Source organism: Rathayibacter festucae DSM 15932 (genome assembly GCF_004011135.1).
In the GTDB taxonomy this organism is placed as follows: Bacteria; Actinomycetota; Actinomycetes; order Actinomycetales; family Microbacteriaceae; genus Rathayibacter; species Rathayibacter festucae.
In genome coordinates this window covers 2254195-2280911 of the sequence record NZ_CP028137.1, presented here as the reverse complement: position 1 = coordinate 2280911, position 26717 = coordinate 2254195, and the positions used below count along the sequence as shown (strand labels likewise).

The window sequence follows — 26717 nt, the reverse complement described above, 5'->3', positions numbered from 1 at the left end:
TGACCGTGCGGGAGGGGCTAGGCGACGAAGCCGACGCGGCGCGACTCCTCGGAGCCGACCTCGACGAAGGCGATGGTCTCGGTGGGGACGATGTAGATCTTGCCCTTCTCGTCGCGCAGGCGGAGGACCTTGGCGCCCGCCTCGAGCGCGGTGGTCACCGTCTTCTCGACCTCGGCCACGGACAGCGAGGACTCGAAGTTGAGCTCGCGCGGGGTGTTGACGATTCCGATACGGATTTCCACCAGCAGTGCCTTTCGGGAGGGGACGTGGCTGTCAGGATACGGGACCGCGCGGCGCGGCCGACGCCGGTTTCGCGCTGAGCGGACCCGGCTCGGGAGGGGCCGCCCGAGGGCGCGCGGCAGTGTCGGCGGTCTTCGTTAGCGTGGTCGCGTGAGCGCTCCTCGAACCCCGGCACCCGCCTCCGACGAGGCTCCCGCCCGCGACGGCTCGGCCGGCGGGGGGCTCGTCCTCGACCCGTCGCAGCGCGCGGTCCTCGCCCTGCCGGACGGCCGCAGCGCCGCCGTGCTCGGCGCCCCCGGCTCGGGGAAGACGAGCACGATCGTCGAGCTCGTCGCCGAGCGCGTGCTCGAGCGCGGCTACGAGCCGGAGTCGATCGCCGTGCTCGCCGCCAGCCGCACGGCGGCGACCGCTCTGCGCGACGTGCTCGCGCTGCGCCTGGGCGTCCCGACGCGGGGTCCGCTGGCGCGGACCGCCACCTCGCTGGCCTTCGAGGCCGTGACCGCCGCCGCCAAGGAGCTCGGGATCGACCGGCCGACCCTCCTCACCGGTGGCGAGCAGGACGTCATCCTCTCCGAGCTGCTCGAGGGGCACCTCGAGGAGGGCACCGGGCCGCGCTGGCCCGACGAGTTCAGCCCCGAGGTGCTGCGGCTGCGCACCTTCCGCACCGAGCTGCGCGAGTTCGGGATGCGGGCCACCGAGCACGGCCTCGACACCGCCGCGATCCGCCGGCTGGCCGTGGACGCGGACCGCGGCGAGTGGTCGGCCGCCGCCGCCGTGCTCGAGGAGTTCCGCGACGTCGTCGACTGGATGGCCCCGCAGGCGGGGACGAAGCTCGACGCCGCCGAGTTCGCGGCCTTCGCGGCCGAGACGATCCGCGACGGCGGCGGGGGCGAGCGGATCCGGGCGCTCCGCCTCGTCGTCGTCGACGACATGCAGGAGGCGAGCGAGTCGACGGTCGTGCTGCTGCGTGCTCTCGCCGCGCGCGGCGTCACCGTGCTCGCGTTCGGCGACCCGGACGTCGCGACGAGCGCCTACCGCGGCGCCGCCTCCGACACCCTGGGCCGCTTCGGCCCCGCGATCGGCGTGCGCGACGCCGAGACCCTGGTGCTCGGCCGTGTGCACCGGCACGGCGCCGCCCTGCGCGCCCTCGTCTCCGCGGCGACGCAGCGGATCGGCACCGCTGCGGCCGGTCGGCAGCGCGCCGCCGAGGCCTCCGCCGACGAGGAGGGGGCGCCCGCCCCGCTGCTGGTGCTGCACGCTCCGACGGCGGCGCGCGAGGCGGCGACGGTGGCGCGACTGCTGCGCGAGCGGCGGCTCCGGGACGACGTGCCGTGGCGCCGGATGGCCGTCGTCGTCCGCTCCGGCGCGGCCGTGCAGCCGCTGCTGAAGGCGCTCGCCGTCGCCGAGGTGCCCACGCGCTCCGTGCTGGCCGGCCGTGCCCTGCGCGACGACCACGCCGCCCGGGCGCTGCTCGTGCTGATCGGCGTCGCAGTGGGCGAGCGCCCGCTGGACGCGGAGCTGGCGGCGGAGCTGCTGCTGGGTCCGTTCGGCGGGGTCGACCGGCTCGGCCTGCGGCGGCTGCGGCTCGCTCTGCGCGCGGAGGAGCTCGCAGGCGGGGGCATCCGCGCGAGTGATCCGCTGCTCGTGGAGGCTCTGGAGGCACCGGGCCGCTTCGCCACGATCGACTCGGGGCCGGCCCGACAGGCCGAGCGCCTCGCCGTCACGATCGACCGGGTCCGCCGGCTGCACGCCGAGCAGGGCTCGATCGAGGAGCTGCTCTGGTCGGCCTGGGAGTCGAGCCGCGTCGCCTCCTCCTGGCGCGAGCTGGCGCTCGGCACCGGTCTCACCGCGGCCGAGGCGAACCGCAACCTCGACGGCGTCGTCGCGCTCTTCAGCGCGGCGCGGCGCTTCGTCGAGCGGGCGCCCGGTCACTCGGCGATCGGCTTCGTCACCGAGATCCTCGAGGCGGAGGTGCCGGAGGACACGCTGGCGCCGCGCTCGGTCGAGGACGCGGTGCTGATCGGCACGCCCTCCTCCGTCGTCGGTCTCGAGTTCGACGTGGTCGTGGTCGCGCGGCTGCAGGACGGCGTCTGGCCGAATCTGCGGCAGCGCGGCTCGCTGCTCGACCCGGACGGGCTGATCCGGCACGCGCGCGGCGAGGGCGACCTGCCGCTCGACGGCCGGAAGGCCACCCTCGACGACGAGCTGCGGATGTTCGCGCTCGCCGCCTCCCGCGCCCGGCGCCAGCTCGTGCTCAGTGCCGTCGCGGGCGAGGACGAGACGCCGTCCCTCTTCTTCCGGCTCACGCCGCCCGACGCGCCCCGGCTCGACGCGGCCTCGGCCGTGCCGCTGACCCTGCGCGGGGCGGTCGCGGGGCTCCGCCGGACCGCGACGACGCCGAACTCGGCCGAGGCGCCCGGCGCGATCCGCGGGCTGCGCGCACTCACGCTGGCCGAGGTGGCGGGGGCCGACCCGGCCTCCTGGTACGGCGTCCTCGAGCCCTCCACCACCGAGCCGCTCTTCGACCTCGACGATCCCGAGCGGCCGGTCTCGGTCTCGCCCAGCCGGCTCGAGGCGTTCGAGCGCTCGCCGCTCGACTGGTTCGTCGACGCCGTGTCGGGCTCGACCACGAGCACCGCGATGGGGGTCGGCACGCTCGTGCACTGGGTGCTCGAGAACGCGGCGAGCACCGAGCCGGAGGCGCTCTGGGCCGAGCTGGAGTCGCGCTGGCCCGAGCTGGTCTTCGAGTCGCCCTGGCTCGGCGAGCGGCAGCTGCGGGTGACTCGGCGCCTCGTCGAGGGCCTCGCCGCCTACCTCGCCGACTTCGAGCGCGGCGGCGGAGCAGTGCTCGGGCGCGAGCAGCAGTTCGAGATCGACGTGCCGCCGGCGCGGATCCGCGGCTCGATCGACCGCGTCGAGCGCGCGCCGGACGGCTCGGTCGTTATCGTCGACCTCAAGACCGGCCGGAGCACCCCGCGCCAGGCCGACATCGCCGAGCACGCGCAGCTCGGCAGCTACCAGCTCGCCGTGGCGAGCGGCGCGATCGAGGCGGCCGGCGCGGACGAGGGCGGCGGCGCGAAGCTGCTCTTCGTCGCGAAGGGCGTCCGCGGGTCGCTCTACCGCGAGGTGGTCCAGCCCCGCTTCGGCGAGGAGGAGCTCGAGGCGCTGCGCGAGCGGGTCCGCGCCGCCGCCCGGGGGATGGCGTCGGCCGGCTTCTCGGGGCTGCTCGACGCGGTCCCCTTCTCCCCGGGTGACGCCCTGCGGTACCGGATCCACGCGGTGCCGGAGGTCTCGGGCGACGGACGGCTGGCGCTCGACGAGGTCGAGACGGACGAGGAGGAGACCGCGGCTCCCGAGGACTCCTCCCTGGACGCCGCCGACCCCGACCCCGCCGCCGACCCCGCTCGGGCCGCCGACCCCGCTCCCGACTCCGCCGCGACCCCCGAGGAGGGACCCCGCCCGTGATCGACGCCCTGACCATCGCCGAGGCCCTCGACCTCCGCCCGCCCACCGTCGAGCAGCGCGCCGTCATCGAGGCGCCGCTCGCCCCGGCCCTCGTCGTCGCGGGCGCCGGCAGCGGCAAGACCGAGACGATGGCGAACCGCGTGCTCTGGCTGCTCGCCAACGGGCTCGCCGCTCCCTCCGAGGTCCTCGGCCTCACCTTCACCCGCAAGGCCGCCGCCGAGCTCGGCGAGCGGATAGGCCGCCGCATCGACCAGCTCGGGGCCGCGGGCCTGCTGCCGCTGCGCGAGGGCCAGACCGAGCCCGACCCGTTCGAGGCCGCCACCGTCTCGACCTACAACGCCTTCGCGAACACGATCTTCCGCGACAACGCGGCGCTGATCGGGCGGGAGGGCGATGCGACCGTCCTCTCGGAGGCGTCTGCCTGGCACCTCGCGCGGGGGGTCGTCGCCGACACCGCCGACCCGCGCATCCTCGAGGTCGAGGCGAGCATCGACCGCCTGACCGACCTCACCGTCGCGCTCGCGCACGACCTCGCCGACAACCTCGCCGACCCGGCCGAGGTGGCCGGCTTCGCGGAGGACTTCCTCCGCCTCGGCGAGCTGCCCCGCGGGTCCAGCGGCTCCGGTCTCTACCGCGAGCTCGAGAAGGCGCTGCAGGCCGTCGGCGCGCTGCCGGTGCTGACGGCGCTCGCCGAGCGGTTCCAGGAGGCGAAGGCCGAGCGCGGCTTCGTCGAGTTCTCGGACCAGGTGGCGCTCGCGCTCCGGATCATCGAGCGCGTGCCCCGCGTCGTCGACGAGCACCGCGCCCGCTACCGGGTCGTGCTGCTCGACGAGTACCAGGACACCTCCGTGCTGCAGACCCGCCTGCTCGCCCGGCTCTTCGCCGAGCAGGGCGTGATGGCCGTGGGCGATCCGCACCAGTCGATCTACGGCTGGCGCGGCGCGAGCGCGGAGGGCCTCGGCCGCTTCGCCCTCGACTTCGGCTCCGCGGCCCGCTTCTCGCTGTCGACCAGCTGGCGGAACGGACACGGCGTCCTCGCCGCGGCGAACGCCGTCGTCGCGCCGCTCACCGCGGGCAGCGCCGTCCCGGTCGACCGCCTCGCCGCCGGGCCGGGCGCGTCCGACCACGCCGTCGAGCTCACCTTCCCCGAGACGATCGAGGACGAGGCCGACGACGTCGCGCGCTGGTTCGCCGGCCGGCTCGCCGAGAGCGCCGAGCGCGGGGAGGCGCCGCCGTCGGCCGCGGCGCTCTTCCGCGTCCGCGCGCACATGGACCGCTTCGCCGCCGCGCTCTCCCGGCACGGCGTCCGGTACCACATCCTCGGCATCGGCGGCCTGCTGCGGCAGCCCGAGATCGCCGACCTCGTCGCCGCGCTGACCGTGGTGGAGGACCCGGCGGCGGGCAGCGAGCTGGTCCGCCTCCTGGCCGGAGCGCGCTGGCGCCTCGGCGTCCGCGACCTGCGCGCACTCCGCGATCTCGCCTCCTGGCTCGCCTCGCGCGACCACGCGCACCGGCTGCTGCCCGAGGAGGTGCGCGAGCGGATGCGCGCCTCGGTCACCGAGGGCGAGGGCGGCTCGATCATCGAGGCCCTCGACTTCATCGCCTCGCGACGCCCCGGCGAGGACGGCCGGCTCGACCACTCCGCGCTGTCCTCGTTCAGCGACGAGGGCCTGCGCCGCCTGCACGACGCCGGCACGCTCTTCGCCCGCCTCCGCGCCCGGGCGGGCCTCGACCTCCTCGACTTCGTCACGCTGGTCGAGCAGGAGCTCGGCCTCGACATCGAGGTGGAGGCGAACGAGTCGCGCAGCGACGGCCGCGCCAATCTCGAGGCGTTCCGCGAGGCGGTGTCCGGCTACCTGCAGACCGACGACCGCGGCGCGGGCACCGGCTCGTCGCTCCGCGGCTTCCTCCGCTGGCTCGTGCTGGCGGACAAGCGCGACGGCCTCGCGCCTCGGCCCGAGGACCCGGAGCCCGGCACCGTCCAGCTGCTGACGATCCACGGCTCGAAGGGCTTGGAGTGGGACTTGGTCGCCGTGCCGCGGATGGTCGACGGCGAGCTGCCCGGCACTCCGGTCGAGGGCTTCCGCGGCTGGGTGCGCCTCGGTGCGATGCCGTACGCCTTCCGAGGCGACGCCGCCGAGCTGCCGGACCTCGCCTGGCGCGGCTGCGCGACGCAGAAGGAGGTCGTCGACGCGATCGCCGACTTCGGCGACACCCTGCGCGAGCGCAACGAGTCCGAGGAGCGCCGGCTCGCCTACGTCGCGGTCACCCGGGCCCGGCACCACCTGCTGCTGAGCGGCTCGTGGTGGGCGGGGCAGGCGAAGCCGCGCGGACCCGGCGTCTTCCTCCGCGACCTCGCCGAGGCCCGCACCCTCCCGGAGCTGCCGGTCGAGCCGTCGAACCTCGAGAACCCGCTCGAGCAGGCTCCGCGCACCTTCCACTGGCCGCACGACCCGCTCGGCGCCCGCGGCGACCGGGTGCGCGCGGCGGCCGAGCGCGTGCGCGTCGCCGAGCCGGCGCTGCTCGGCGCCCGGGGCGCGGACATCCGCCTGCTGCTCGCCGAGCGCGCCGTGCGCCTCGCGGGCGGCGAGCGCGTCGGCCTGCCGACCCGCATCCCGGCCTCGCGGTTCAAGGACATCGTCAGCACGCCCGCCGAGGTCGTCGCGCAGCTGCGCCGGCCGATGCCCGAGCGGCCGTACCGGCAGACCCGGCTCGGCACCACGTTCCACTCCTGGGTGGAGAACCGCTTCGGCATCCAGGGCGAGGCGGAGTCGGTCGACACCTTCCCGGACGAGCTCGACGACGGCGGAGCGACCGCGGCCGGAGCGGAGGGCGAGCAGCTCGCCCGACTGATCGAGACGTTCGAGCGCTCGGAGTGGGCCGACCGCCGCCCCGAGGCCGTCGAGATCGAGATCCACCTCCAGCTGGCCGGGCACGTCGTCGTCTGCAAGCTCGACGCGGTCTACCGGACGGAGGACGGCTTCCAGATCGTCGACTGGAAGACCGGCCGCGCCCCGAAGGACGCGGCCGATCTCGAGCTCAAGCAGTTCCAGCTCGCGCTGTACCGGCTCGCCTACTCGCGCTGGAAGGGCGTGCCGCTGGAGAGCGTCGACGCGGTGTTCTACTTCGTCGCCGACGACCTCGTGCTGCGGCCCGAGCGCTTCTACTCGGAGCGCGAGCTCTCGGAGTCGCTCTCCTCGGCGACCGGGGCGAGCCCGCGGCCGTGAGCGGAGGAGCCGGTCCGCGCGCCGGGCGTGCGGTTCAGCAGCTCCTCGACCTCGGAGACCTCGAGCACCGGTCCGGTGTCGGTGGACAGCGGCGCGGACAGATCGCCGAGGACGCTGTCGACCAGGAGGTCGAGCATCCCGACCGCGTCGTCGACGATCGCCGAGTCCTCGGTCTCGGTGCCGTGCAGCAGCCAGCGGGCCAGCTCGAGCTCGGCGTAGAGCTGAGCGCGCTGGCGGAGGGTGCGGTCGACCGCGCCGGCGCGCATCCGCGAGTACGCGGCGAACGCCGTGCCGGCCCCCGGGGCGCTGAGCAGCCAGTGCAGATCGCGGGCCGGGTCGCCCACGCGCAGCGCCGCCCAGCCGAGCACGGCACTGACGGAGTCGCCGGAGCGGAGGAAGGAGTCGGAGGTCATCGAGCCGTTCACGACCGTCGGGTCGAACTGCCAGAGCGCCTCGTCGGAGGAGGCCGACTCCCAGCGTGCGACGAGCGCGGCGGGCACGTGGCCGGTGTCGGCGGCGCGCTCGATGACGGCGACCGTCTCGTTGACGCTGTCGCGGGCCGAGGCGACGGGCAGCCCCGCCTCCTGCACGAACGACGCCGGCAGCGAGTGGATCGCGCCGATCGCGCGCCCGACCGAGTCCGCGAGACCGCTGGAGGCCTCGACGTCGTCGATCAGCACGCGGTCGCCCTCGAGGTACTCGTAGACGACGCCGCGGGTGCCGTCGAACGGCGTCTGCCCGATGCTCTCCTGCAGATCGAACGGCAGGCGGCTGCGGATGCCGGCGGTGAGCGCGCGCAGGGCGACGAGGTCGCCGAGCTGCTCCTGCTCGGCCAGCGGCGAGGTCGGCACGCGCACCACCAGGCGGGCGCCGTCGCGCGTGGTCAGCAGCGCGGAGTCGAAGTCCCCGTGCGTCGAGTGCGTGAATTCGCGCGCGGTCCGGACGTCGAGGCCCTCGACGGCCGAAGTGGCCAGCGCGGCTAGAGTGAGATGGGATCTGGCCATGCTCACCAGGGTAGGTCGCCGGGCGCCCGACCGGCCGGTCGCCACGCGCTGACCAGCCGATGCCGTCGAGGAGCCGCGCTCCTCCCGGCCGCCGCCCGACCCGCCACCTCCTCGGCCCCGCACCGGCCGTCCCCCCGGCACCGCTTCGAAATGAGCCCGCATGATCCCGTCCTTCTCCGACCGCCTCCCGCTCGCCCGTCAGGCGGTCGACCGGGACTACCTCGCCCGGGCGCGCCCCGAGCTCTTCGACGAGCTGGACGCCGATGCGGCGACCCGGGTCGTCCTCCTGCGCGGCGACCGCGCCCTGGTCGACGGCGAGCGCCTCGCCCTGCGCCCCGCGGCCGACGTGCCGGCCGGCGCCCTCCGCCTCTACCTCGGCCGCACCACCGTCGACGCCGAGGGCGAGCCCGCGGGCACTCCTGTCGTCGCCGCGGTGCTGACGGACGAGCAGGCGAGCGCCCTCGAGCCCGACGACGCCGCGTGGGGCGCCCTGCGCACCCTCGCCGAGCACCTCAGCGACCGCGACGCCGGCCTCTTCACCGAGGCGCTCGCGATGGTCAACTGGCACGCCTCGCACGGCTTCTCGCCGCGCAACGGCGAGGCCACCGTGATCGAGCAGGGCGGCTGGGTCCGCCGCTCGCCCGCCGACGGCAGCCAGGTCTTCCCGCGCACCGACCCGGCGATCATCGTCTGCGTCCTCGACGCCGACGACCGCCTGCTGCTCGGCTCGAACGCGATGTGGGGCACCGGCCGCTTCTCGCTGCTGGCCGGCTTCGTCGAGCCGGGGGAGTCGCTCGAGGCGGCGGTCGTCCGCGAGATCTTCGAGGAGTCCGGGATGCGCGTCGTCGACCCGCAGTACCTCGGCTCGCAGCCCTGGCCGTTCCCCGCCTCGCTGATGATCGGCTTCACCGCCCGCCTCGCCGAGGACCAGGCCCCCGCCGACCTGCTCCCGGACGGCGAGGAGATCGTCGCCCTGCGCTGGTTCACCCGCCAGCAGCTGCACGACTCGCTCGAGTCGGTGCTGCTGCCCGGCCGCTCGTCGATCGCCCGCGCGATGATCGAGGACTGGTACGGGGGAGCGCTCGAGAACGGCCCCATCGTCGCGTGACCCTGCTCGACGGACTCGACGAGGGGCAGCGCGAGGCGGCGGAGGCGCTGCTCGGCCCGGTCTGCGTCCTGGCCGGCGCGGGCACCGGCAAGACGCGGACCATCACCCACCGGATCGCGCACGGCGTCGCGACCGGCGTCTACACGCCGGCCCGGGTGATGGCGCTCACCTTCACCAGCCGCTCGGCCGCCGAGCTGCGCTCCCGGCTCCGCGTCCTGGGGGCGGGCGGCGTCATGGCCCGGACGTTCCACGCCGCCGCGCTCTCGCAGCTCGGCTTCTTCTGGCCGCAGCTGGTCGGCGGCACGATGCCGCAGCTGCTCGACGGCAAGGCGCGGCTGCTCGGCCATGCCGCGGAGCGGCTCCGGCTGAAGCTGGACACCGCGACCCTGCGCGACCTCTCCGCCGAGATCGAGTGGCGGAAGGTGTCCGCCCTCTCGCTCGAGCAGTACGCGGTGGCCGCCCGGACCCGTGCGCTGCCCGGACGGCTCACCCTCGAGCAGACCGTCGCGATGGTCGACGAGTACGAGGGGCTGAAGGACCAGCGCCGGCAGATCGACTTCGAGGACGTCCTCCTGGTCACCGCGGGGATGCTCGAGTCCGAGCCGGCGATGGCGATGCAGGTCCGGGAGCAGTACCGCTTCTTCGTCGTCGACGAGTACCAGGACGTGAACCCGCTCCAGCAGCGGCTGCTCGAGCTCTGGCTCGGTGACCGCAGCGACCTCTGCGTGGTCGGCGACGCGAGCCAGACCATCTACTCCTTCGCCGGCGCCCGCGCCGACTACCTGCTCGACTTCGGCTCGCGCTGGCCGGCCGCGACGGTCGTCCGCCTCGAGGAGAACTACCGCTCGGCACCGCCGATCGTGCAGACCGCGAACCGGCTGATGCGCGGCCGGCCCGGCGCCCTCGTGCTGCACTCCGTCGCGAGTGCCCCCGCCGCCGCCGAGAGCCCGGAGCCGGCGATCGACGCCTACCCCGACGACGTCGCGGAGGCCAGGGGAGTGGCTGCCCGCGTCGCCGCCGACATCGAGGCGGGCGTGCGCCCCTCCGCCATCGCGATCCTCTTCCGCACCAACTCGCAGTCCGCGATCCTCGAGCGCGCGCTGCACGAGCGCGGCGTCGCGGCGCACCTGCGCGGCGGCAAGCGCTTCTTCGACCTGCCGGAGGTGAAGCAGGCGGTGATGCAGCTGCGCGCGGCCTCGGTCTCGATCTCCGGCGAGCCGCTGTTCAAGTCGGTCAGCGACGTCCTCCGCTCGCTCGGCTGGAGCGCCGAGCCGCCGTCGGCACCGGGCGCCGTGCGCGAGCGCTGGGAGTCGCTGGACACGCTCGCCCGGCTGGTCGACGAGGCGCCCGCCGGCTGGAGCTTCAAGCAGTTCACCGACGACCTCCTCGCCCGCCAGCAGGTCCACCACGAGCCGGACCGCGCGGCCGTCACCCTGGCCACCTTCCACTCCGCCAAGGGCCTCGAGTGGGAGTCGGTGCACCTGATGGGCCTGACCGAGGGCCTGCTGCCGATCTCCTACGCGAGCGGCCTCGAGGCGATCGACGAGGAGCGCCGGCTGCTCTACGTCGGCATCACCCGCGCGCGTCAGCGGCTGCGGCTCTCCTGGTCGCAGTCCACCGTGGGCCGGGTCACGCGGCGGGAGCCGTCGCGCTTCCTCGCAGAGATCGGCACGCGCACCCGCGGTGCGGCTCCAGTCGCCGCTCGCTGAACGAGCCGGAGGCGTCGGAGTAGGTGCGCTCGACACTGCGCAGCCCGGTCCAGCCGGCGTGCAGCCGCCGGAGCGCCGCGTCGGCCGCCGCGACCGCGATCGCGGCACTGGAGAGGGCGGTGCGCGTCGATGCGGTGGTGCCGAGGACCTGGATCACCAGCCGCGGCCACTCCGGGTCGAGGTCGATCCGGTCGCGGTAGGCGCAGTGCAGGCAGGGCCCGCCGCCCGGCTCGACGAGGGGGCCGATGCGGACCGCCTCGTCGCCGAAGACGACGGCCAGGTGGGGCACGTCGCTCGAGAGCCAGTGCGCGGCGCGCGCCGGAGCGACGGCGTAGTCGGCGACGAGCACCGCGAGAGCGGGCACCGCGTTCTCGGCGACCAGCTCGCAGCCCTCGTCGCGGAGCAGGCTGCGCAGGGCGTCGGCCGCCGAGCCGACACCCTCGACGACCACCCGTGGCGGCGCGGGCGGATCCGGGTCGATGCTCCGCAGGAGCACCGGGCGCAGCGTGGCGAGCAGCTCGTCGACGCGCGCGTCCGAGGCGCCGGCGCGCGTCGCGATCAGCCGCGCCGTGCCCGCGCTGGTGCCCACCCGCAGCGCGTGCACCAGCAGCTCCTCGGCGTAGCCGACGCCCTCCAGCACGACCCGCGGGTGGTCGAGTCCGACCTGCATCGCGGTCGCGGAGCGCCAGACGAGGGGGAAGCGGGGATCGAGCCGGAGGACCATCGGGCGATCATGGCCGAGAGCGGCCGGGCGGCGCGGGAGTTGTCCACAGGTCGTGGACCCCTCCCGCGCGGGGATCAGACCGGTCGGTCGCCGGTGGGAGCGGTGCCGTCGTCGTCCGGTCGGCCGCCGTCGGTGCCTGCCTCGGGCTGCTCGCCCTCCGGCGCCGCGGGCGTCGTCCCGTTCAGCAGCTCCTCGAGCGCGCGGTCCATCTCGTCGGGTTCCGGGGTCTCGCCGCGGGCCTCGGCGCTCAGCCGCGCGACGAGGGCCGACGGGTCGTCGAGGTCGTCCGAGCCGGGCAGCACGTCGGGGTGCGACCAGAGCGCGTCGCGCGCCTCCGGACCGACCGCGTCGGTGACGGCCTGCCACATCGCGGCGGCCTCGCGGAGGCGGCGCGGCCGCAGCTCCAGGCCGACGAGCGTGGCGAAGGCCGACTCGGCGGGCCCGCCGGACGCGCGACGGCGGCGGACGGTCTCGGCGATCGCGCCGGCACTGGGCAGGCGGGTGGTCGCCGCGGCGGTGACCACGTCCACCCAGCCCTCGATCAGCGCGAGCATCGTCTCGAGGCGGCCGTGCGCGGCGAGCTGCTCCTCCGTCTTCGGCGGGATCAGCGCGCCGGAGGTCATCGCGTCGCGCAGCTCCTCGGGGTTGGACGGGTCGAAGTTCTCAGCCAGCTCCTCGAGGCGGGTGGTGTCGATCGTGATGCCCCGGGCGAAGTCGGTGATCTGCGAGATCAGGGCGAGCCGGACCCACTTGCCGTGCCGGAACAGCCGCGCGTGGGCGAGCTCGCGCACCGCGAGGTAGATCTGCACCTGATCGATCGGGATGTCGAGGCCCTCGCCGAACGCGGCGACGTTCTGCGGCAGGATCGCCGCGTCGTTCTCCTCGAGCAGCGGGATGCCGATGTCGCCGCCGGAGACGACCTCGGCGGCCAGCTGGCCGACCACCTGGCCGAGCTGGAGGGCGAAGAGGGTGCCGCCGATGCCGCGCATCATGTCCTCGGCGCCGGCGATCATCGCCATCATCTCCTCGGGGGCCTGGTCGCGCATGACGCCGGTGAGCGCGTCCGAGATGCTGAGGGCGACCGGCTCGGCGAGCTGCGTCCAGACCGGCATGGTGAGCGTGATCCACTCGAGCCGGCTGATGGTGCGCGGCGGACGGCTCAGCTCGGAGACGTAGGCGACCTCGTCGAGCCAGAGCGCCGCGACGCCGAAGGCGCCGTCGAGCGGGGCGCGGACGGCGTCGGTCACCGGGACGGAGTCCGCGCGCGCCAGCTGCTTCGCCTGCTCGAGCGCGAGCGACCAGTTGATCCCGCCGCCCGACTGCTGCATCGCGCTCTGCAGCTGCGAGAGCAGGTTCTGCAGCGCGACCGGGTCGTTCGGCAGACCGGCGGCGCCCGCGAGCTGGCTCGGGTCGATCGGGCCGTTCCCCGAGAGGAACTGCCGGAGCATGTCGCGGAACTCGTCCTCCGAGCCGCCGCCCGGTCGGTCCGCGTTGTCGCCTTCGGCCATTCGGGGAGCCCTCTCTCATCGCACGGAGCCGGCCTCTGCACACCCGGTTCGGGCGACGGATCGTGACACGACTCCCAGTCGTGCAAGCTACGTTAGCCCGAGCGTCCGGAGCCACGACGTGAAGTCGACCGCCCGGCCCCGACCCGCTTCCGCCCGCCGCGAACACGCCGGCGCCGCCGCCCCGCACGTCCCCAGAGAGGCCCCCGTTTGCTGTTCTCCGTCGACCCGCGCCCCTCCTCCCCGCGCGGCCGGCGCGCCTGGGTCGGGCCCGCGGTCCTCTTCTCCGGCGTCGCACTCGTCGTCGGGCTCGGCGTCACCCCCGCCCCCTACGTGATCGAGCAGCCGGGCCCGGTCTTCGACACCCTCGGCACGAGCGGCGAGGACGTTCCGCTGATCTCGATCCCGGACGAGACGACCTATCCCACCGAGGGCACGCTCGACATGCTCACCGTCTCGGTGGTCGGCAACCCGCAGAGCCTGCCGACCTGGATCGAGGTCGCGAGCGCCTGGTTCGACCGCACCAAGGCCGTCGTGCCCGTCGCGCAGATCTTCCCGCCGTCCTCCACGGTCGAGGAGCGGGACCAGGCGAACCAGGCCGAGATGACCGACTCGCAGCAGGAGGCGATCGCCGCGGCGCTCACGGAGCTCGGCTATCCGATCGGGCAGCGGGTCGCGGTCGCGCAGGTCCCGGACGACTCGCCCGCCGCCGGTGCGCTCGAGGCCGGCGACGAGATCCTCGCTGTCGCGGGGGAGCCGGTCGCCGACGTCCCTGCCCTCCGCGCGGCCGTGCAGGCCTCGGGCACGCAGCAGCCGGTGACCCTCTCCATCGAGCGGGACGGGGCCGAGCAGGACGTGCAGGTCACCCCGGTCGACAACGACGGAGCGGCCGTGATCGGCATCGTCGCCGGTGCGGCCTTCGACTTCCCGTTCGAGGTCGACATCCAGCTGGACGACGTCGGCGGGCCGAGCGCCGGGATGATGTTCGCGCTCGGGATCATCGACAAGCTCACCGAGGGCGCGCTGAACGGCGGCGCCTCCGTCGCCGGCACCGGCACCATCGACGCCGCGGGCGAGGTCGGCGCGATCGGCGGCATCCGCCAGAAGATGTTCGGCGCGGTCGACGCGGGGGCGCAGTACTTCCTCGCGCCCGCCGACAACTGCAACGAGGTCGTCGGCCACGTGCCCGACGGCCTCCAGGTCTTCAGCGTCGCCACCCTCGACGACTCCCTCGCCGCGCTGAAGGGCGTCGCCTCGGGCGACACCGACGCCCTGCCGACCTGCGACGGCGCGACCCCCATCAACTGACGGCGGGCGCCGGGCCGGCCGGCGACGGTGGGTCTCGATACGCCCCTGCGGGGCTACTCGACCGGCATGCGGCGGTGCCGGCGTCTCCGAGTCGCATCGAGTCGCGACGCGCCCCCTTCATGCTGATCGAGTAGCCCGCGCAGCGGGCGCATCGAGATCCACCGCCCGCCCGAGCCGCCCTGTCCGCTCAGGGCGGAGCCGCCGAGCCGCTCCCTGAGGGCGACGCTCAGGTCCCCTCGCTGGTCGTCGCCTACCATGGGGAGCCTCCCGTCACATCTCCACATCAAGAGGCTTATCCGTGAGTTCTGCAGCAACCGAAGCCCCGCCGCGCAAGAGACGGAGCGTTCTCGCCGTCACGGTCGTGGTGGTCGCCGTGCTGGTGGTGGCGTTCTTCGTCTTCGCCGGTCTCTACACCGACATCCTCTGGTACGACCAGCTCGGGTTCCTCTCGGTGCTGACGACGCAGTGGTTCGCCGCGGGCGGGCTCTTCGTCATCGGCTTCGTCGCGATGGCCGTCCCCGTGTTCGTGAGCCTGACGCTCGCCTACCGGCTACGCCCGGTCTACGCGAAGCTCAATTCGCAGATCGACCGCTACCAGCAGGTCGTCGAGCCGCTCCGGCGCCTGGCCACCTTCGGCATCCCGGCGGTCCTCGGCCTCTTCGCCGGCGTCTCCTCCTCCACCCGGTGGCAGACGAGCCTGACCTTCTGGAACCGCACGCCCTCGGGCGACGTCGATCCGCTGTTCGGCCTCGACACGTCGTTCTACCTCTTCGAGCTGCCCTTCTACCAGAGCATCGTCGGCTTCGCCTCGGCCGTGCTCATCATCTCGGCGCTCGCCACCCTCGCCACCGGCTACCTCTACGGCGCGATCCGGATCAACGGCCGCGAGATCCGCATCTCGAAGTCGTCGCGCATCCAGCTCGCGATCATCGCGGCGCTCTACCTGCTCGTGCAGGCGGTCAGCCTCTGGCTCGACCAGTACGCGACCCTCAGCCGCCAGGGCACCCGGATCACCGGCGCGACCTACGCCTCCGTGAACGCCACGATCCCCGGCCTGCAGATCCTCGCCGCCATCTCCGCGCTGATCGCCGTCCTCTTCATCATCACGGCCTTCATCGGCCGCTGGCGCCTGCCCGTCATCGGCACCGCGCTCCTCATCGTCGCGAGCCTGCTCGTCGGCTCGCTCTACCCGTGGGTCGTCCAGAAGTTCCAGGTGGAGCCGAACGAGCGCACGCTCGAGTCGACGTACATCCAGGACAACATCGACATGACGCGGCAGGCCTACGGCGTCTCGGACGTCCAGGTCATCCCGTACGACGCGACCACCGACGCCGAGCCGGGCGCGCTCCGCTCCGATGCGGAGACCACGGCGAACATCCGCATCCTCGACCCCGCCGTCGTGACCGACGCGTTCTCGCAGCTGCAGCAGTTCCGCCAGTACTACTCCTTCGGCGACCAGCAGAACGCGCTCGACGTCGACCGCTACTCGATCGACGGCTCGACGCAGGACGCCGTCGTCGGCGTCCGCGAGCTGAACCTCAACGGCCTCGGCACCAACCAGACCTGGTACAACCAGACCCTCGTCTACACCCACGGCTACGGCCTGGTCGCCGCGTACGGCAACCAGCGCTCGTCCGACGGCGAGCCGGTCTTCATCGAGTCCGGCGTCCCGACGACCGGTGACCTCGGCGACTACGAGCCGCGGATCTACTTCGGCGAGAACTCGCCCGGCTACTCGATCGTCGGCGGCGACGGCGACCGCAACATCGAGCTCGACTACCCCTCGGGCACCGAGGGCGAGCAGCAGACCTACACGACCTTCGACGGCAACGGCGGCCCCTCGCTCGACAACGTCTTCAAGAAGCTCGTCTACGCGATCAAGTTCCAGTCCGAGCAGATCTTCCTGTCGGACGGCGTCAACGACCAGTCGCAGATCCTCTACGACCGCGACCCGGTGCAGCGCGTCCAGAAGGTCGCCCCGTACCTGACGCTCGACTCGGACGCCTACCCGACCGTCGTCGACGGCCGCGTCGTCTGGGTGGTCGACGGCTACACCACCTCCGCGGACTACCCGTACTCGGAGGTGCAGAGCCTGTCGCAGGCGATCGCCGACACCAACACGCAGCAGCAGTTCCCGACCGACGACGTCAACTACATCCGCAACTCGGTCAAGGCCACGGTCGACGCCTACGACGGCAGCGTGACGCTCTACGCCTGGGACACCGAGGACCCGATCCTGCAGACCTGGCAGAAGATCTTCCCGAGCACCGTGGAGCCGATCAGCGAGATGTCGGCCGGCCTGCTCAGCCACGTCCGCTACCCGGAGGACCTCTTCAAGGTGCAGCGCGCCGTGCTCGGCACGTACCACGTGACCGACGCCGGCTCGTTCTACTCCCGCGAGGCCGCCTGGTCCACGCCGAACGACCCGACCTCGGGGGGAGCGAGCACGGCCGCCGTCGGCGGCGGGGACACGCTGCAGCCGCCGTACTACCTGACGCTGCAGACCCCCGACGTCGAGACGCCGTCGTACTCGCTGTACTCCACGTACATCCCGGCGAGCACACCCGGCAGCGCGGCGAGCCGCAACGTGCTGACCGGCTACCTCGTCGCCGACTCGGACGCGGGCTCGACGGAGGGCGCGGTGGCCGACGGCTACGGCACGCTCCGGCTGCTCGAGCTGCCGAGCGACGACACGGTGCCCGGCCCCGGCAAGGTGCAGAACGCGTTCAACACCGACCCGACCGTCGCGAACCAGCTGGCACTGCTCCAGCGCGGCGACACCACGGTGACCCGCGGCAACCTGCTGACCCTGCCCGTCGGCGGCGGTCTGCTCTACGTGCAGCCGATCTACGTCAGCTCGAACGGCGACACGAGCTTCCCGCTCCTGCAGAAGGTGCTCGTCGCCTTCGGTGACGACATCGCCTTCGAGGACACCCTCGACGCCGCCCTCGACAGCCTCTTCGGCGGCGACTCGGGAGCGGACGCGGGTGACACCGGCACGGTGGTCACTCCGACCCCGACGCCGACCGACACGGCGGATCCGGGCACGGGCGATACCGGGACCGGCGACGCGGGCACCGGCGGGACGGCTCCGACGGGCGACCAGACCGAGCTCCAGGCCGCGCTGAGCGACGCGAGCACGGCTCTCGCCGCCCGCGAGACCGCCCTGAAGGCCGGCGACCTGACCGCCTTCGCGGCGGCGGACGAGCAGCTCACCGAGGCGCTCCAGCGGGCGCTGGCGGCCGAGGGGCAGCAGTAGGCCGATGGTCCAGGTCGATCGTGGCGAGCACCTGCGCGCAGGGGAGTGGCTCGATCCGAACCGGGAGTACTGGGAGGGGCGTGCCGGTGACGGCGCGCCCCTCCGGGCGTTCGGGGCGGCGGTCCCGGCCGGGGCGCGGGTCCTGCACCTGCAGTGCGGTGCCGGGGGCGACGCGCTCCTGCTCGCCGAGCGGGGCGAGGACGTCATCGGCGTCGACTTCTCGATGCCGGCGATCCGGCTGGCCCGCGAGGCGGCCCGCGAGCGCGGTCTTGCCGAGCGGACCCGCTTCGTCTGCGCCAACCTCTACGAGCTGCGGCACATGCTGCCCGAGCCCGACGCCTTCGACGCCGTCGTGACGACCCTGGACGCGGTCGCCTGGCTCCCCGACCTCGAGGAGTGGGCGCGTGTCGTCGAGTGGTTCGTCGCACCGGGTGGGACCGCGGTGATCGGCGCGCAGGCGCGGCCGCGCGTCGACGACCCGGCGGTGCGCACCTGGGAGCGCTCGGGCGAGGACGTCGCGGAGGCTCTCCGGGCGACCGGTCTCGAGGTCGCCGCGAGCGCTCTCGACGGCGTCGCGTGGACGGCGACGAAGCCCGAATGAGCCGCCGGGCACGGCACTGCCTGCTCCGGGTTCCCACTCGATTTGCATCGCTCCTGATCCCCGTGTAGTGTCTCTTCTTGTGCCGCGGGGTGGAGCAGTTCGGTAGCTCGCTGGGCTCATAACCCAGAGGTCGTAGGTTCAAATCCTGCCCCCGCAACAAGAAGACGGAAGCCGGTCGCGAAAGCGGCCGGCTTTCGTCGTTAACGGCGGCGTCCGACGGCGCTACGAGGCCGCGTCGATGACGCTCAGCACGTTGCCCGACGGGTCGCGGAACCAGGCGATCGTCGGTCCCCGCCCGCGCATCACGCCGTTCTCGTCCGTCGGCATCTCGCTGTCCGAGTAGATCTTGGTGACGACACCGGAGTCGTTGAGTGCCGCGACCGCCGCGTCGACGTCCTCGACGGCGAAGTTGAGGATCGTGAACTCGGCCGGCACGTGGCTCGGCTTCGGGTAGGCGATGGCGCTCCCGCCGCCGGGCAGGGCGATGTCGAGGATCCCCATCGTGTTGACCGACACCTCCAGCCCGAGGACGTCGCCGTAGAACGCCCTCGCCGCCTCGACGTCCCGCACACTGAAGCCGCTGAAGGCCCACTCGCTCCGGATCATGACCGCACTCCCGTCCGCGCAGCGCCGTCGCCGCGTCCTGCGCGCGACGCTACTCCGCCGGTCGGTGGATCTCGATACGCCCGCTGCGCGGCCTACTCGATCAGCATGGCTTCTCCCTGCGCACTGGGTGATCCTTCCCAGGAGGCTCCACCGCCGCCGGACCTCCGGCCCGACGCCGAGTCGCTCGGTGTGTCGGGCCGGGGTGCACGCTATCCTCGTCCGGGATGCGAAGGGTGCTGGTGTGAGCGACGAACAGGTGGACGAGACCGCAGGAGCGACCCGGGACGGGTCTCCGAGCGAGGGGGTCCACCTCACCCGCCGGAGCCGGCGGGACGCCGAATCCGCCGCACAGACTCAGCGTCCGACTCCCCGCACCCGCCCGGTGCCCGTCGCCCCCGTGGCGGTGCGCACGCCCGTCCTCGCGACGGTGGCGCCCGTCCGCCGCCGCCGCGGTCGCGTCCTCCGCACGACGGTCAGCACGGTCGCCGCCGCCGCGATCGCCGGCATGGTCGCCGTGATGGCCCTCCCCGCCTACTCCTTCGACCCCGCGCCCGACTCGCAGGCCGCGATCGAGGCCGCCGCCCGCATCCAGGCGCTCGGCAACCAGAAGCTCACGGTCGCGTCGACCGCCGTGCAGGAGCAGGTCATCCGCGACTCCTTCACCGCCCCCACGCAGGCGCAGCTCGACGAGGCCGCCGCGCAGGCGCGCGCCCTCGCCGCGGCCGCGGAGAAGGCCGCCGCCGATGCCGCGGCTGCCGCCGCCGCAGCCGCCGAGGAAGCCTCCGGCACGTCCTCGGCCGCCGCCTCCCCGAGCCGCTCGGGCGGCACCAGCAGCTCCGTCACCCCCCGCGAGGAGGGCGACGACTACCCCTGGCGTGACGCGCTGACCGACGACCAGGGCGGCGGGCTCTCGCCGCTGCGCTACTACTACCGCGAGTGCGTCGACTTCGTCGCCTGGCGCCTCAACCGCGACCAGGGCTCCACCGGCGCCCCGTTCAAGTGGACCTGGGGCAACCTGACCCCCGGCGGCGGCAGCGCCTACGCCTGGGCCGGCCAGTGGGCCTCGCACGGCTGGGAGACCAGCACCACGCCCGTCCCCGGCGCCGTCGCCTGGTTCAACGGCAACCACGTCGCCTACGTGCAGTCCGTGAACGGCGACGGCACCGTCTCGCTCGAGGAGTACAACTGGGGCAACGACCACGCGTACCACGCGCGGACGATCCCGGCCTCGAGCGTCCCGCTCTTCCTCTACCCGCCGAGCTGATGGCGGCGCAGCGCAGGGCCTCCACGCGCAAGGCCGCCCAGCCCGCGAGCGCGGCGGCCGTCGGCTTCGCCGTCGCGCAGTTCGCTCCGACCGACGACCGCGCGGCGAACCTGGCGGCGATCCGCCGGCTCGCCGGCGTCGCGGCGCAGCGCGGCGCGAGCGTCGTCGTCCTGCCCGAGTACAGCTCGTTCTTCGTCGACCCGCTCGGCCCCGAGCTCGTCGCCGCGGGCGAGGCGCTCGACGGCCCGTTCGTCCAGGGCCTCGGCGAGATCGCGCGCGAGCTCGGCGTCCACCTGGTGGCGGGCATGGTCGAGTCCGTCGACGACGGCGAGCGGATCGCCAACACCCTCGTCGCGGTCGAGCCCGGGGGAGCGGTCGTCGCGACCTACCGCAAGCTGCACCTCTACGACGCCTTCGGCCAGACCGAGTCCGACTGGGTCGCGCCCGGCGAGATCGGCGTGCCGCAGACCTTCGAGGTGGGCGGCCTCGTCGTCGGCCTGCAGACCTGCTACGACCTGCGCTTCCCGGAGGTGACCCGCTGGCTCATCGACGCGGGCGCCGACGTGGTCGCGGCCCCCGCCGAGTGGGTCCGCGGCCCGCTCAAGGAGGCGCACTGGCGCACCCTGGTCACCGCCCGTGCGCTGGAGAACACGATCTACCTCGTCGCCGCCGACCAGACCCCGCCGATCGGCGTCGGGACGAGCATGATCGTCGACCCGATGGGCGTCGAGATCGCCACGCTCGGCGAGGTCGAGGACGTCGCGGTCGCCTGGCTCTCGCAGGAGCGCATCGCCTCGGCGCGCGAGAAGAACCCCGCGCTCGCCCTGCGGCGCTTCGAGGTCCGCCCCGTCCGGGCCGGCCGCCGGTCAGCCGCGGCGCGCGAGTCCCGCTAGCCCCTCGGCCGCGCTGTCGAGCACCTCGAAGCGCTTGCAGAACGCGAACCGCACCAGCGAGCGGTAGGCGTCCGCGTCCTCGGCGCTGCAGAAGGCCGACACCGGCACCGCCACCACCCCGGCGAGCCCGGGCAGCGCCCGGCAGAAGGCGACCCCGTCGTCCCAGCCGAGCGGAGCCGCGTCCGCGACGACGAAGTACGACCCCGCCGACGGCGACACCGTGAAGCCGGCCGCCGCGAGCCCGGCCGCGAGCACGTCGCGCTTGCGCTCCAGCGTCGCCGCGATGCCGGTGAAGAACGCGTCGGGCAGCTCGAGGCCGACGGCGACCGCGCCCTGGAACGGCGACCCGCTGACGTAGGTGAGGAACTGCTTCACCGCGAGCACCGCGGTGATCAGCGCGCGCGGCCCGGTGATCCAGCCGATCTTCCAGCCGGTGGTGCTGAAGGTCTTGCCCGCGGAGGAGACGGTGAGCGTCCGCTCCCGGGCGCCGGGCAGCGTCGCGATCGGCACGTGGCCGCCGTCGAAGCGCAGGTGCTCGTAGACCTCGTCGGTGACGATCAGCGCGTCGTGCCGGTGCGCGAGCCGCACGATCAGCTCCCGGGTCTCGGCGGGCAGCACGGAGCCGGTCGGGTTGTGCGGGTCGTTGACCAGGATGACCCGGGTGCGGTCGGAGACGGCGGCCGTCAGCTCCTCGTGGTCGACGTGGAAGTCCGTCCCCCGCAGCGGGACCGTGCGGTGCACGCCGCCGGCCAGGGCGATCAGCGCGCCGTAGGCGTCGTAGTGCGGAGTGAAGGTGACGACCTCGTCACCGGGCTCGAGGAGCGCGAGCAGTGTCGCCGCGAGCGCCTCCGTGGCGCCGGTGGTGACCAGCACCTCGCCGTCCGGGTCGACGGCGAGGTCGTAGAACCGCCGCTGGTGCGCCGAGACGGCCTCGCGGAGCACCGGGAAGCCCGGCCCCGGCGGGTACTGGTTGAGGCCCGCGGAGATCGCCGCGCGCGCCGCCTCGAGCACCTCCTGCGGCCCGTCCTCGTCAGGGAAGCCCTGGCCGAGGTTGATCGCCCCGGTCCGCGCGGCGAGGGCGCTCATCTCGCTGAAGACGGTGGCGGCGACCTCGCCGCTCGGGCCGAGAAGACCGGCGCCGGCGGCGGCGCGGGTCCAGGATCCGTGGATGCTCACCCCGCCAGTCTGGCGGCTGGAGCCCCCGCGGGCGCACCGGCGGGCATTGGCGTGCCGCTCGCAGGCGCGTCATAAGGAACGCACAGGTTCCCTGGTCAAGCTATCCCCGCTTGGAAGGAGCACCACCCATGACCGAGAGTCACGACGGTCCTCGTCAGCCGGAGGATCCCCGCACGCCGGAGGATCGCCGCCACGAGGCGAACCAGCCCATCTCCGGCGAGCACACCCCCGGACAGCCCACGTACCCCTCGGGCACCGGAGCGCCGTCGTCGTCCACCGGGCCCACCGAGCCCCTCCCGTCCTACACGTCGAACTCGGCGGAGGGGAACCAGGCCCAGCCGGTCCCGCCGACCCCGCGCTACGGCCAGTTCGCCCCTCCCGCCGCGCACACCGTGCAGAGCACCGAGCAGCCGCCCGTCGGCGAGCAGGGCTCGTTCGGCGGCGGCCAGCCCCCGGTCGGCCCGCCCACCGCCACCAAGCGCCGCGCCGGTGTCGGCGTCGTCGCCGCCCTCGCCATCGGCGCGGTCGTCGGCGGAGTCGCCGGGGCCGGCGTCTTCGGACTGTGGTCCGCCTCCAACGGAGCCGGCACCCGCGTCGTCTCCTCGAGCGGCTCGCAGACCATCACGGTGAACAACGCCGAGGACGCGACCACCGCGACCGCCGTCGCCGCGAAGGCCACTCCGAGCGTCGTCACGATCGCCGTCGCCGGCAGCTCCTCGTCCGGCACCGGCTCGGGCATCGTCCTCTCGAAGGACGGCTACGTCCTCACCAACACCCACGTCGTCACCCTCGACGGCCAGATCTCGGACGGAGCGGTCACCGTCACCACCTCGGACGGCCGCATCTTCACCGCGACCATCGTCGGCACCGACCCGACGCTCGACCTCGCCGTGATCAAGCTGGCGGACGCGACCGACCTGGTCCCGATCACCTTCGCCGACTCCTCCGAGGTCAACGTCGGGGACACCGCCGTTGCGATCGGCGCGCCGCTCGGCCTCTCCGGCACCGTCACCGACGGCATCGTGAGCGCGCTCAACCGCAGCATCCAGGTCGCCTCCTCCGCCGCCCCCGACGACTCGGGCGACAGCTCGAGCGGCGGCGCGGAGAGCCCGTTCAACTTCGACATCCCGGGCCAGACCCAGCAGACGCCGGCCACGAGCACCATCTCGCTGCCCGTCATCCAGACGGACGCGGCGATCAACCCCGGCAACTCGGGCGGCGCGCTGCTCGACAGCGACGGCGAGCTGATCGGCGTCAACGTCGCGATCGCCAGTGCGGGGCAGTCCTCGAGCTCGGGAGGGCAGTCCGGCAACATCGGCGTCGGCTTCGCGGTCCCCAGCGCGGTCGCCGAGCGCGTCGCGAAGGAGATCATCGCGAACGGCTCCGCCACCCACGGCCTCCTCGGCGCGAGCGTCTCGGACTCCACCCAGGACGTCCTCGGCGCGAAGATCCAGGAGGTGACCAGCGGCGGTGCCGCGCAGGCCGCCGGTCTCGCCGCGGGCGACATCGTCACCGGAGTGGCCGGGACGCCGATCACGAGCGCCTCGGACCTCACCGCCCAGGTGCGCGCGCAGGCCGCGAACGCCGACGTGAAGCTGACCTACGTGCGCAACGGGAAGACGTTCGAGATCGACGTCACGCTCGGCACCATGGCCACCAGCTGACTCCTTCCGCAACGAGCGGCAGCCCCCGGGGATCCGTCCCCGGGGGCTGCTCCGCGTCCGCGGGGCGGTGCGCGGCCCGCTGGTAGTGTGGGGCGCCCGCGTCCGGCCAGGACGCCCGGCCCCGCCTCACGAACTGGACCCATGCAGCCCGAGACCCCGACGGACGACCTCCCCGATCTGCCCGGCGTCTCCTACGTGATGCCCGTGCTCAACGAGGTCACCCACGTGCGGGCGGCCGTCGACTCGCTGCTCGCCCAGGACTACACCGGGCCCTTCGACGTCGTCCTCGCGCTCGCGCCCAGCATCGACGGCACCGAGCGGCTCGTCGCCGAGCTCAGCGCGGCCGACGAGCGGATCCGCGTCGTGGCGAATCCCGTCGGCTCGACACCGGCCGGACTGAACGCCGCGATCCGCGCCTCGCGGCACCCCGTCGTCGTCCGCGTCGACGCGCACTCCGTCCTGCCGCCTGACTACGCGCGGATCGCCGTCGAGGCGCTGCAGCGCTCGGGTGCCGCGAACGTCGGCGGAGTGATGGCGGCCGAGGGGCTGACGCCGTTCCAGCGCGCCGTCGCCCGCGCCTACGGCTCGCGGATCGGCCTCGGCGGCACCCCGCACCACGTCGGCGGCGAGGAGGGCCCGGCCGACACGGTCTACCTCGGCGTCTTCCGCCGCTCCGCCCTCGAGCGCGCCGGCCTCTTCGACGAGCGCTTCAAGCGCGGTCAGGACTGGGAGCTCAACCGCCGGCTGCGCGAGGCGGGCGGACTCGTCTGGTTCACCCCGCGGCTCACCGTCACCTACCGGCCCCGGCCGTCGATGCGGGCGCTGCTGCGGCAGTTCCTCTCCACCGGGATGTGGCGGGGCGAGCTGACCCGGCTGTTCCCGGCCTCGCGGTCCCTCCGCTACTTCGCACCCCCCGTCCTCGTGGCGCTGCTCGCCCTGGGTCTGCTCGCCGGCATCGCCGGAGCGCTGCAGGCGCTGCTCGGCGCCGCGCCCTGGTTGCTGCTCGGCCTCGTCGTCCCGGTCGGCTACCTCGCCCTCGTGGCGGCGGCCACGATCGCCGTCGCCCGCGTCGACGGACCGCGCACGATGCTGTGGTTCCTCGTCGTGATCCCCGCCATCCACGTGGCCTGGGGCACCGGCTTCGTGCTCGGCTTCGCGGGCCTCACCAGCAACATCGCGGCGCACCGCCACCACCCCGCGGCCGACCCCGCCGCCGACTCCGCGAGGGACGCATGACCAGCACCGACAGACCGCGATCGATCGCCGAGCTCCGCGCGGTCGCCCAGCCCCCCGAGGTCCGCGGGCGGCGCAACGCCGAGCACTGGACGGCGTCGCTCTACCTGCGCCGCTTCTCGCCGTACCTGACCATGCAGCTGCTGCGCACCTCGATCTCGGCCAACGGCGTGACCGGGCTGATGATCCTCGTGGGCTGGAGCGCGGCCGCGGCGCTGCTGATCCCCGGGATCGCCGGCGCCGCCCTCGCGCTGATCCTCGGCCAGCTGCAGATGCTCGTCGACTGCTGCGACGGCGAGGTCGCGCGCTGGCGCCGCACCTCGTCGCCCGCCGGCGTCTTCCTGGACAAGGTCGGCCACTACACGACCGAGTCGCTGATCCCGATCGCGCTCGGACTGCGCGCCGCCGGGATCCCCTTCGACGCTCCGGAGGACTTCCTGTGGACCTCGATCGGCCTCGCGCTCGCGCTCGTGATCGTGCTGAACAAGGCGCTCAACGACATGGTGCACGTCGCCCGGGCGAACGCCGGGCTGACGAAGCTCGCCGACACGAAGGGGGAGGCGACGCCGTCCTCCTCCGCTCTCGCGCGCCTGCGCCGTGCCGCGCGGTTCGTGCCGTTCCACCGGCTGTACCACTCGGTCGAGCTGACCATGCTGGCCTTCGCCGCGAGCCTGGTCGGGCTGGTCGTCGGCGCCGGAACGGCCGACCGGGTGCTGGTGTCGGCGCTGCTGCCGCTCGCGCTCCTCGCGCTCGTCGGCCACTTCGTCGCGATCATGGCCTCCAAGCGTGTCCGGTCCTGAGCCGGGCGGACTGCCGCGCGTCGGCGTCGTCGTCCTGACCCAGGGCACGCGTCCCGACGACCTCGCGGCCGGGCTCGCGAGCGTCCTCGCCCAGGAGGGCGTCGAGCTCGACGTCGTCTGCGTCGGCAACGGCTGGGTGCCCGAGGGACTGCCCGAGGGGGTCCGCGCGCTCGCCCTCCCGGAGAACCTCGGCATCCCGGCCGGCCGCAACGCCGGCGTGCCGGCCGTCGCGGGGGAGTACCTGTTCTTCCTCGACGACGACGCGCGCGTGCCCTCGCCGAGCTTCCTCCGCGACGCGATCGCGCTGCTCGCCTCGCCGCGCCGGATCGGCATGGTGCAGCCGCGAGTCGACAGCGTCGACGGCACTCCCGCCCCCCGGCGCTGGACCCCGCGCATCCTCAAGGGCGACCCGCGCCGCTCCGGACCCGTCTTCTCGGTCTGGGAGGGCGCGGTGGTGCTGCGCCGCGACGTCTTCGAGCGGACCGGCGGCTGGGCCGCTCCCTTCTTCTACGCGCACGAGGGCATCGAGCTGGCCTGGCGGGTCTGGGACACCGGGCGCAGCACCTGGTACGCGGGCGAGCTCGTCGCGCAGCACCCGGTGATCCAGCCGACCCGGCACGCCGACTACTACCGGCTGAACGCCCGCAACCGGGTGTGGCTCGCCCGCCGCTCGCTGCCGGCTCCGCTGGCGCTCGCCTACGTCGGCTCATGGACCGCGATCCAGTGCCTGCGCTGGCGGAACGACCGCCCGGCGCTGCGGGCCTGGTTCGCCGGCTGGCGCGAGGGCTGGACCGCCGACCCCGGGGAGCGCCGCATTCTGGCAGGCCGGACGCTGCTGCGCATGACGGTCGCCGGGCGTCCCCCGATCGTCTAGCATCGGGGAATCCGCCCCCCGCCGGGCGGACGCCCCTCGGAAGGACGACGGTGTTCG

At 74.0% G+C, this 26717-nt stretch carries 19 protein-coding genes and 1 tRNA gene; 14 read left to right on the top strand and 6 right to left on the bottom strand.

Features of this window, described 5'->3' with window-relative positions; genetic code table 11:
- Positions 1 to 17: 17 nt before the first annotated feature.
- On the bottom strand, positions 18 to 242 hold the full coding sequence (locus C1I64_RS10670) for a DUF3107 domain-containing protein (protein WP_123447586.1): 225 nt from the start codon (positions 240 to 242) through the stop codon (positions 18 to 20).
- Positions 243 to 390: 148 nt separating this feature from the next.
- On the opposite strand from C1I64_RS10670, the gene C1I64_RS10665 reads away from it, so the two are divergent.
- Positions 391 to 3705, top strand: a complete 3315-nt coding sequence (locus C1I64_RS10665; protein WP_127887184.1) for an ATP-dependent DNA helicase — start codon at positions 391 to 393, stop codon at positions 3703 to 3705.
- Positions 3702 to 6932, top strand: a complete 3231-nt coding sequence (locus C1I64_RS10660; protein WP_123447584.1) for an ATP-dependent helicase — start codon at positions 3702 to 3704, stop codon at positions 6930 to 6932. Before C1I64_RS10665 ends, C1I64_RS10660 begins: the two co-directional genes overlap by 4 nt.
- Here the strand turns inward: C1I64_RS10660 and C1I64_RS10655 are convergent.
- Positions 6869 to 7936, bottom strand: a complete 1068-nt coding sequence (locus C1I64_RS10655) for a phosphotransferase (protein WP_123705102.1) — start codon at positions 7934 to 7936, stop codon at positions 6869 to 6871. The two genes, C1I64_RS10660 and C1I64_RS10655, sit on opposite strands and share 64 nt — an antisense overlap.
- Before the next feature lie 160 nt (positions 7937 to 8096).
- On the opposite strand from C1I64_RS10655, the gene nudC reads away from it, so the two are divergent.
- Both nudC and C1I64_RS10645 read left to right on the top strand, forming a co-directional pair.
- Entirely contained in the window at positions 8097 to 9044 is a 948-nt protein-coding gene (gene nudC / locus C1I64_RS10650) for an NAD(+) diphosphatase (RefSeq protein ID WP_123705101.1), read from the top strand.
- Positions 9041 to 10753, top strand: coding sequence for an ATP-dependent helicase (locus C1I64_RS10645; protein WP_127887183.1), 1713 nt, complete (start codon positions 9041 to 9043; stop codon positions 10751 to 10753). The genes nudC and C1I64_RS10645 overlap by 4 nt, the downstream gene beginning before the upstream one ends.
- Here the strand turns inward: C1I64_RS10645 and C1I64_RS10640 are convergent.
- Both C1I64_RS10640 and C1I64_RS10635 read right to left on the bottom strand, forming a co-directional pair.
- On the bottom strand, positions 10674 to 11477 hold the full coding sequence (locus C1I64_RS10640; RefSeq protein WP_127887182.1) for a hypothetical protein: 804 nt from the start codon (positions 11475 to 11477) through the stop codon (positions 10674 to 10676). The genes C1I64_RS10645 and C1I64_RS10640 overlap by 80 nt on opposite strands.
- 74 nt (positions 11478 to 11551) lie before the next feature.
- On the bottom strand, positions 11552 to 12985 hold the full coding sequence (locus tag C1I64_RS10635) for a zinc-dependent metalloprotease (RefSeq protein WP_127887181.1): 1434 nt from the start codon (positions 12983 to 12985) through the stop codon (positions 11552 to 11554).
- A gap of 207 nt (positions 12986 to 13192) precedes the next feature.
- Between C1I64_RS10635 and C1I64_RS10630 the strand changes: the two genes are divergently transcribed.
- The 4 genes from C1I64_RS10630 to C1I64_RS10615 all read left to right on the top strand — a co-directional run bounded on the left by C1I64_RS10630 (position 13193) and on the right by C1I64_RS10615 (position 18307).
- Positions 13193 to 14290, top strand: a complete 1098-nt coding sequence (locus C1I64_RS10630; RefSeq protein ID WP_123734057.1) for a YlbL family protein — start codon at positions 13193 to 13195, stop codon at positions 14288 to 14290.
- Between the two features lie 298 nt (positions 14291 to 14588).
- The gene (locus C1I64_RS10625; protein ID WP_244209447.1) at positions 14589 to 17549 is read left to right on the top strand and encodes a UPF0182 family membrane protein; all 2961 of its coding nucleotides are present in this window, start codon (positions 14589 to 14591) and stop codon (positions 17547 to 17549) included.
- A 4-nt stretch (positions 17550 to 17553) separates the two neighbouring features.
- Positions 17554 to 18150 (top strand): class I SAM-dependent methyltransferase, encoded by a 597-nt coding sequence (locus C1I64_RS10620; RefSeq protein ID WP_123447576.1) that lies wholly within the window; start codon positions 17554 to 17556, stop codon positions 18148 to 18150.
- Between the two features lie 83 nt (positions 18151 to 18233).
- A tRNA-Met gene (locus C1I64_RS10615) sits at positions 18234 to 18307 on the top strand.
- 65 nt (positions 18308 to 18372) lie between these two features.
- Here the strand turns inward: C1I64_RS10615 and C1I64_RS10610 are convergent.
- Positions 18373 to 18756, bottom strand: coding sequence for a VOC family protein (locus C1I64_RS10610; protein ID WP_127887180.1), 384 nt, complete (start codon positions 18754 to 18756; stop codon positions 18373 to 18375).
- Positions 18757 to 18997: 241 nt separating this feature from the next.
- On the opposite strand from C1I64_RS10610, the gene C1I64_RS10605 reads away from it, so the two are divergent.
- The gene (locus C1I64_RS10605; protein WP_127887179.1) at positions 18998 to 20020 is read left to right on the top strand and encodes a CHAP domain-containing protein; all 1023 of its coding nucleotides are present in this window, start codon (positions 18998 to 19000) and stop codon (positions 20018 to 20020) included.
- Complete coding sequence (locus C1I64_RS10600) at positions 20020 to 20913, top strand: carbon-nitrogen hydrolase family protein (RefSeq protein WP_127887178.1); 894 nt, start codon at positions 20020 to 20022, stop codon at positions 20911 to 20913. Before C1I64_RS10605 ends, C1I64_RS10600 begins: the two co-directional genes overlap by 1 nt.
- On the opposite strand, the gene C1I64_RS10595 is transcribed toward C1I64_RS10600, so the two are convergent.
- Complete coding sequence (locus C1I64_RS10595; protein ID WP_127887177.1) at positions 20887 to 22089, bottom strand: aminotransferase class I/II-fold pyridoxal phosphate-dependent enzyme; 1203 nt, start codon at positions 22087 to 22089, stop codon at positions 20887 to 20889. The genes C1I64_RS10600 and C1I64_RS10595 overlap by 27 nt on opposite strands.
- A 128-nt stretch (positions 22090 to 22217) precedes the next feature.
- Here C1I64_RS10595 and C1I64_RS10590 point away from each other — a divergent pair, with 128 nt between their 5' ends.
- From C1I64_RS10590 to C1I64_RS10575, 4 genes are all read left to right on the top strand, one after another.
- Entirely contained in the window at positions 22218 to 23753 is a 1536-nt protein-coding gene (locus C1I64_RS10590) for a S1C family serine protease (RefSeq protein WP_127887176.1), read from the top strand.
- Between the two features lie 141 nt (positions 23754 to 23894).
- Complete coding sequence (locus tag C1I64_RS10585) at positions 23895 to 24989, top strand: glycosyltransferase family 2 protein (RefSeq protein ID WP_127887175.1); 1095 nt, start codon at positions 23895 to 23897, stop codon at positions 24987 to 24989.
- Positions 24986 to 25786, top strand: a complete 801-nt coding sequence (locus C1I64_RS10580; protein ID WP_127887174.1) for a CDP-alcohol phosphatidyltransferase family protein — start codon at positions 24986 to 24988, stop codon at positions 25784 to 25786. Before C1I64_RS10585 ends, C1I64_RS10580 begins: the two co-directional genes overlap by 4 nt.
- On the top strand, positions 25773 to 26660 hold the full coding sequence (locus C1I64_RS10575) for a glycosyltransferase family 2 protein (protein WP_127887173.1): 888 nt from the start codon (positions 25773 to 25775) through the stop codon (positions 26658 to 26660). Before C1I64_RS10580 ends, C1I64_RS10575 begins: the two co-directional genes overlap by 14 nt.
- The last annotated feature ends 57 nt before the right edge of the window (positions 26661 to 26717 follow it).

Bases quoted from the DNA above. Each gene is read 5' to 3' on its own strand.
- C1I64_RS10655 (WP_123705102.1), bottom strand. From the start codon at position 7,936: ATGGCCAGATCCCATCTCACTCTAGCCGCGCTGGCCACTTCGGCCGTC.
- nudC (WP_123705101.1), top strand. From the start codon at position 8,097: ATGATCCCGTCCTTCTCCGACCGCCTCCCGCTCGCCCGTCAGGCGGTC.
- C1I64_RS10640 (WP_127887182.1), bottom strand. From the start codon at position 11,477: ATGGTCCTCCGGCTCGATCCCCGCTTCCCCCTCGTCTGGCGCTCCGCG.
- C1I64_RS10635 (WP_127887181.1), bottom strand. From the start codon at position 12,985: ATGGCCGAAGGCGACAACGCGGACCGACCGGGCGGCGGCTCGGAGGAC.
- C1I64_RS10620 (WP_123447576.1), top strand. From the start codon at position 17,554: ATGGTCCAGGTCGATCGTGGCGAGCACCTGCGCGCAGGGGAGTGGCTC.
- C1I64_RS10610 (WP_127887180.1), bottom strand. From the start codon at position 18,756: ATGATCCGGAGCGAGTGGGCCTTCAGCGGCTTCAGTGTGCGGGACGTC.
- C1I64_RS10600 (WP_127887178.1), top strand. From the start codon at position 20,020: ATGGCGGCGCAGCGCAGGGCCTCCACGCGCAAGGCCGCCCAGCCCGCG.
- C1I64_RS10590 (WP_127887176.1), top strand. From the start codon at position 22,218: ATGACCGAGAGTCACGACGGTCCTCGTCAGCCGGAGGATCCCCGCACG.
- C1I64_RS10585 (WP_127887175.1), top strand. From the start codon at position 23,895: ATGCAGCCCGAGACCCCGACGGACGACCTCCCCGATCTGCCCGGCGTC.
- C1I64_RS10580 (WP_127887174.1), top strand. From the start codon at position 24,986: ATGACCAGCACCGACAGACCGCGATCGATCGCCGAGCTCCGCGCGGTC.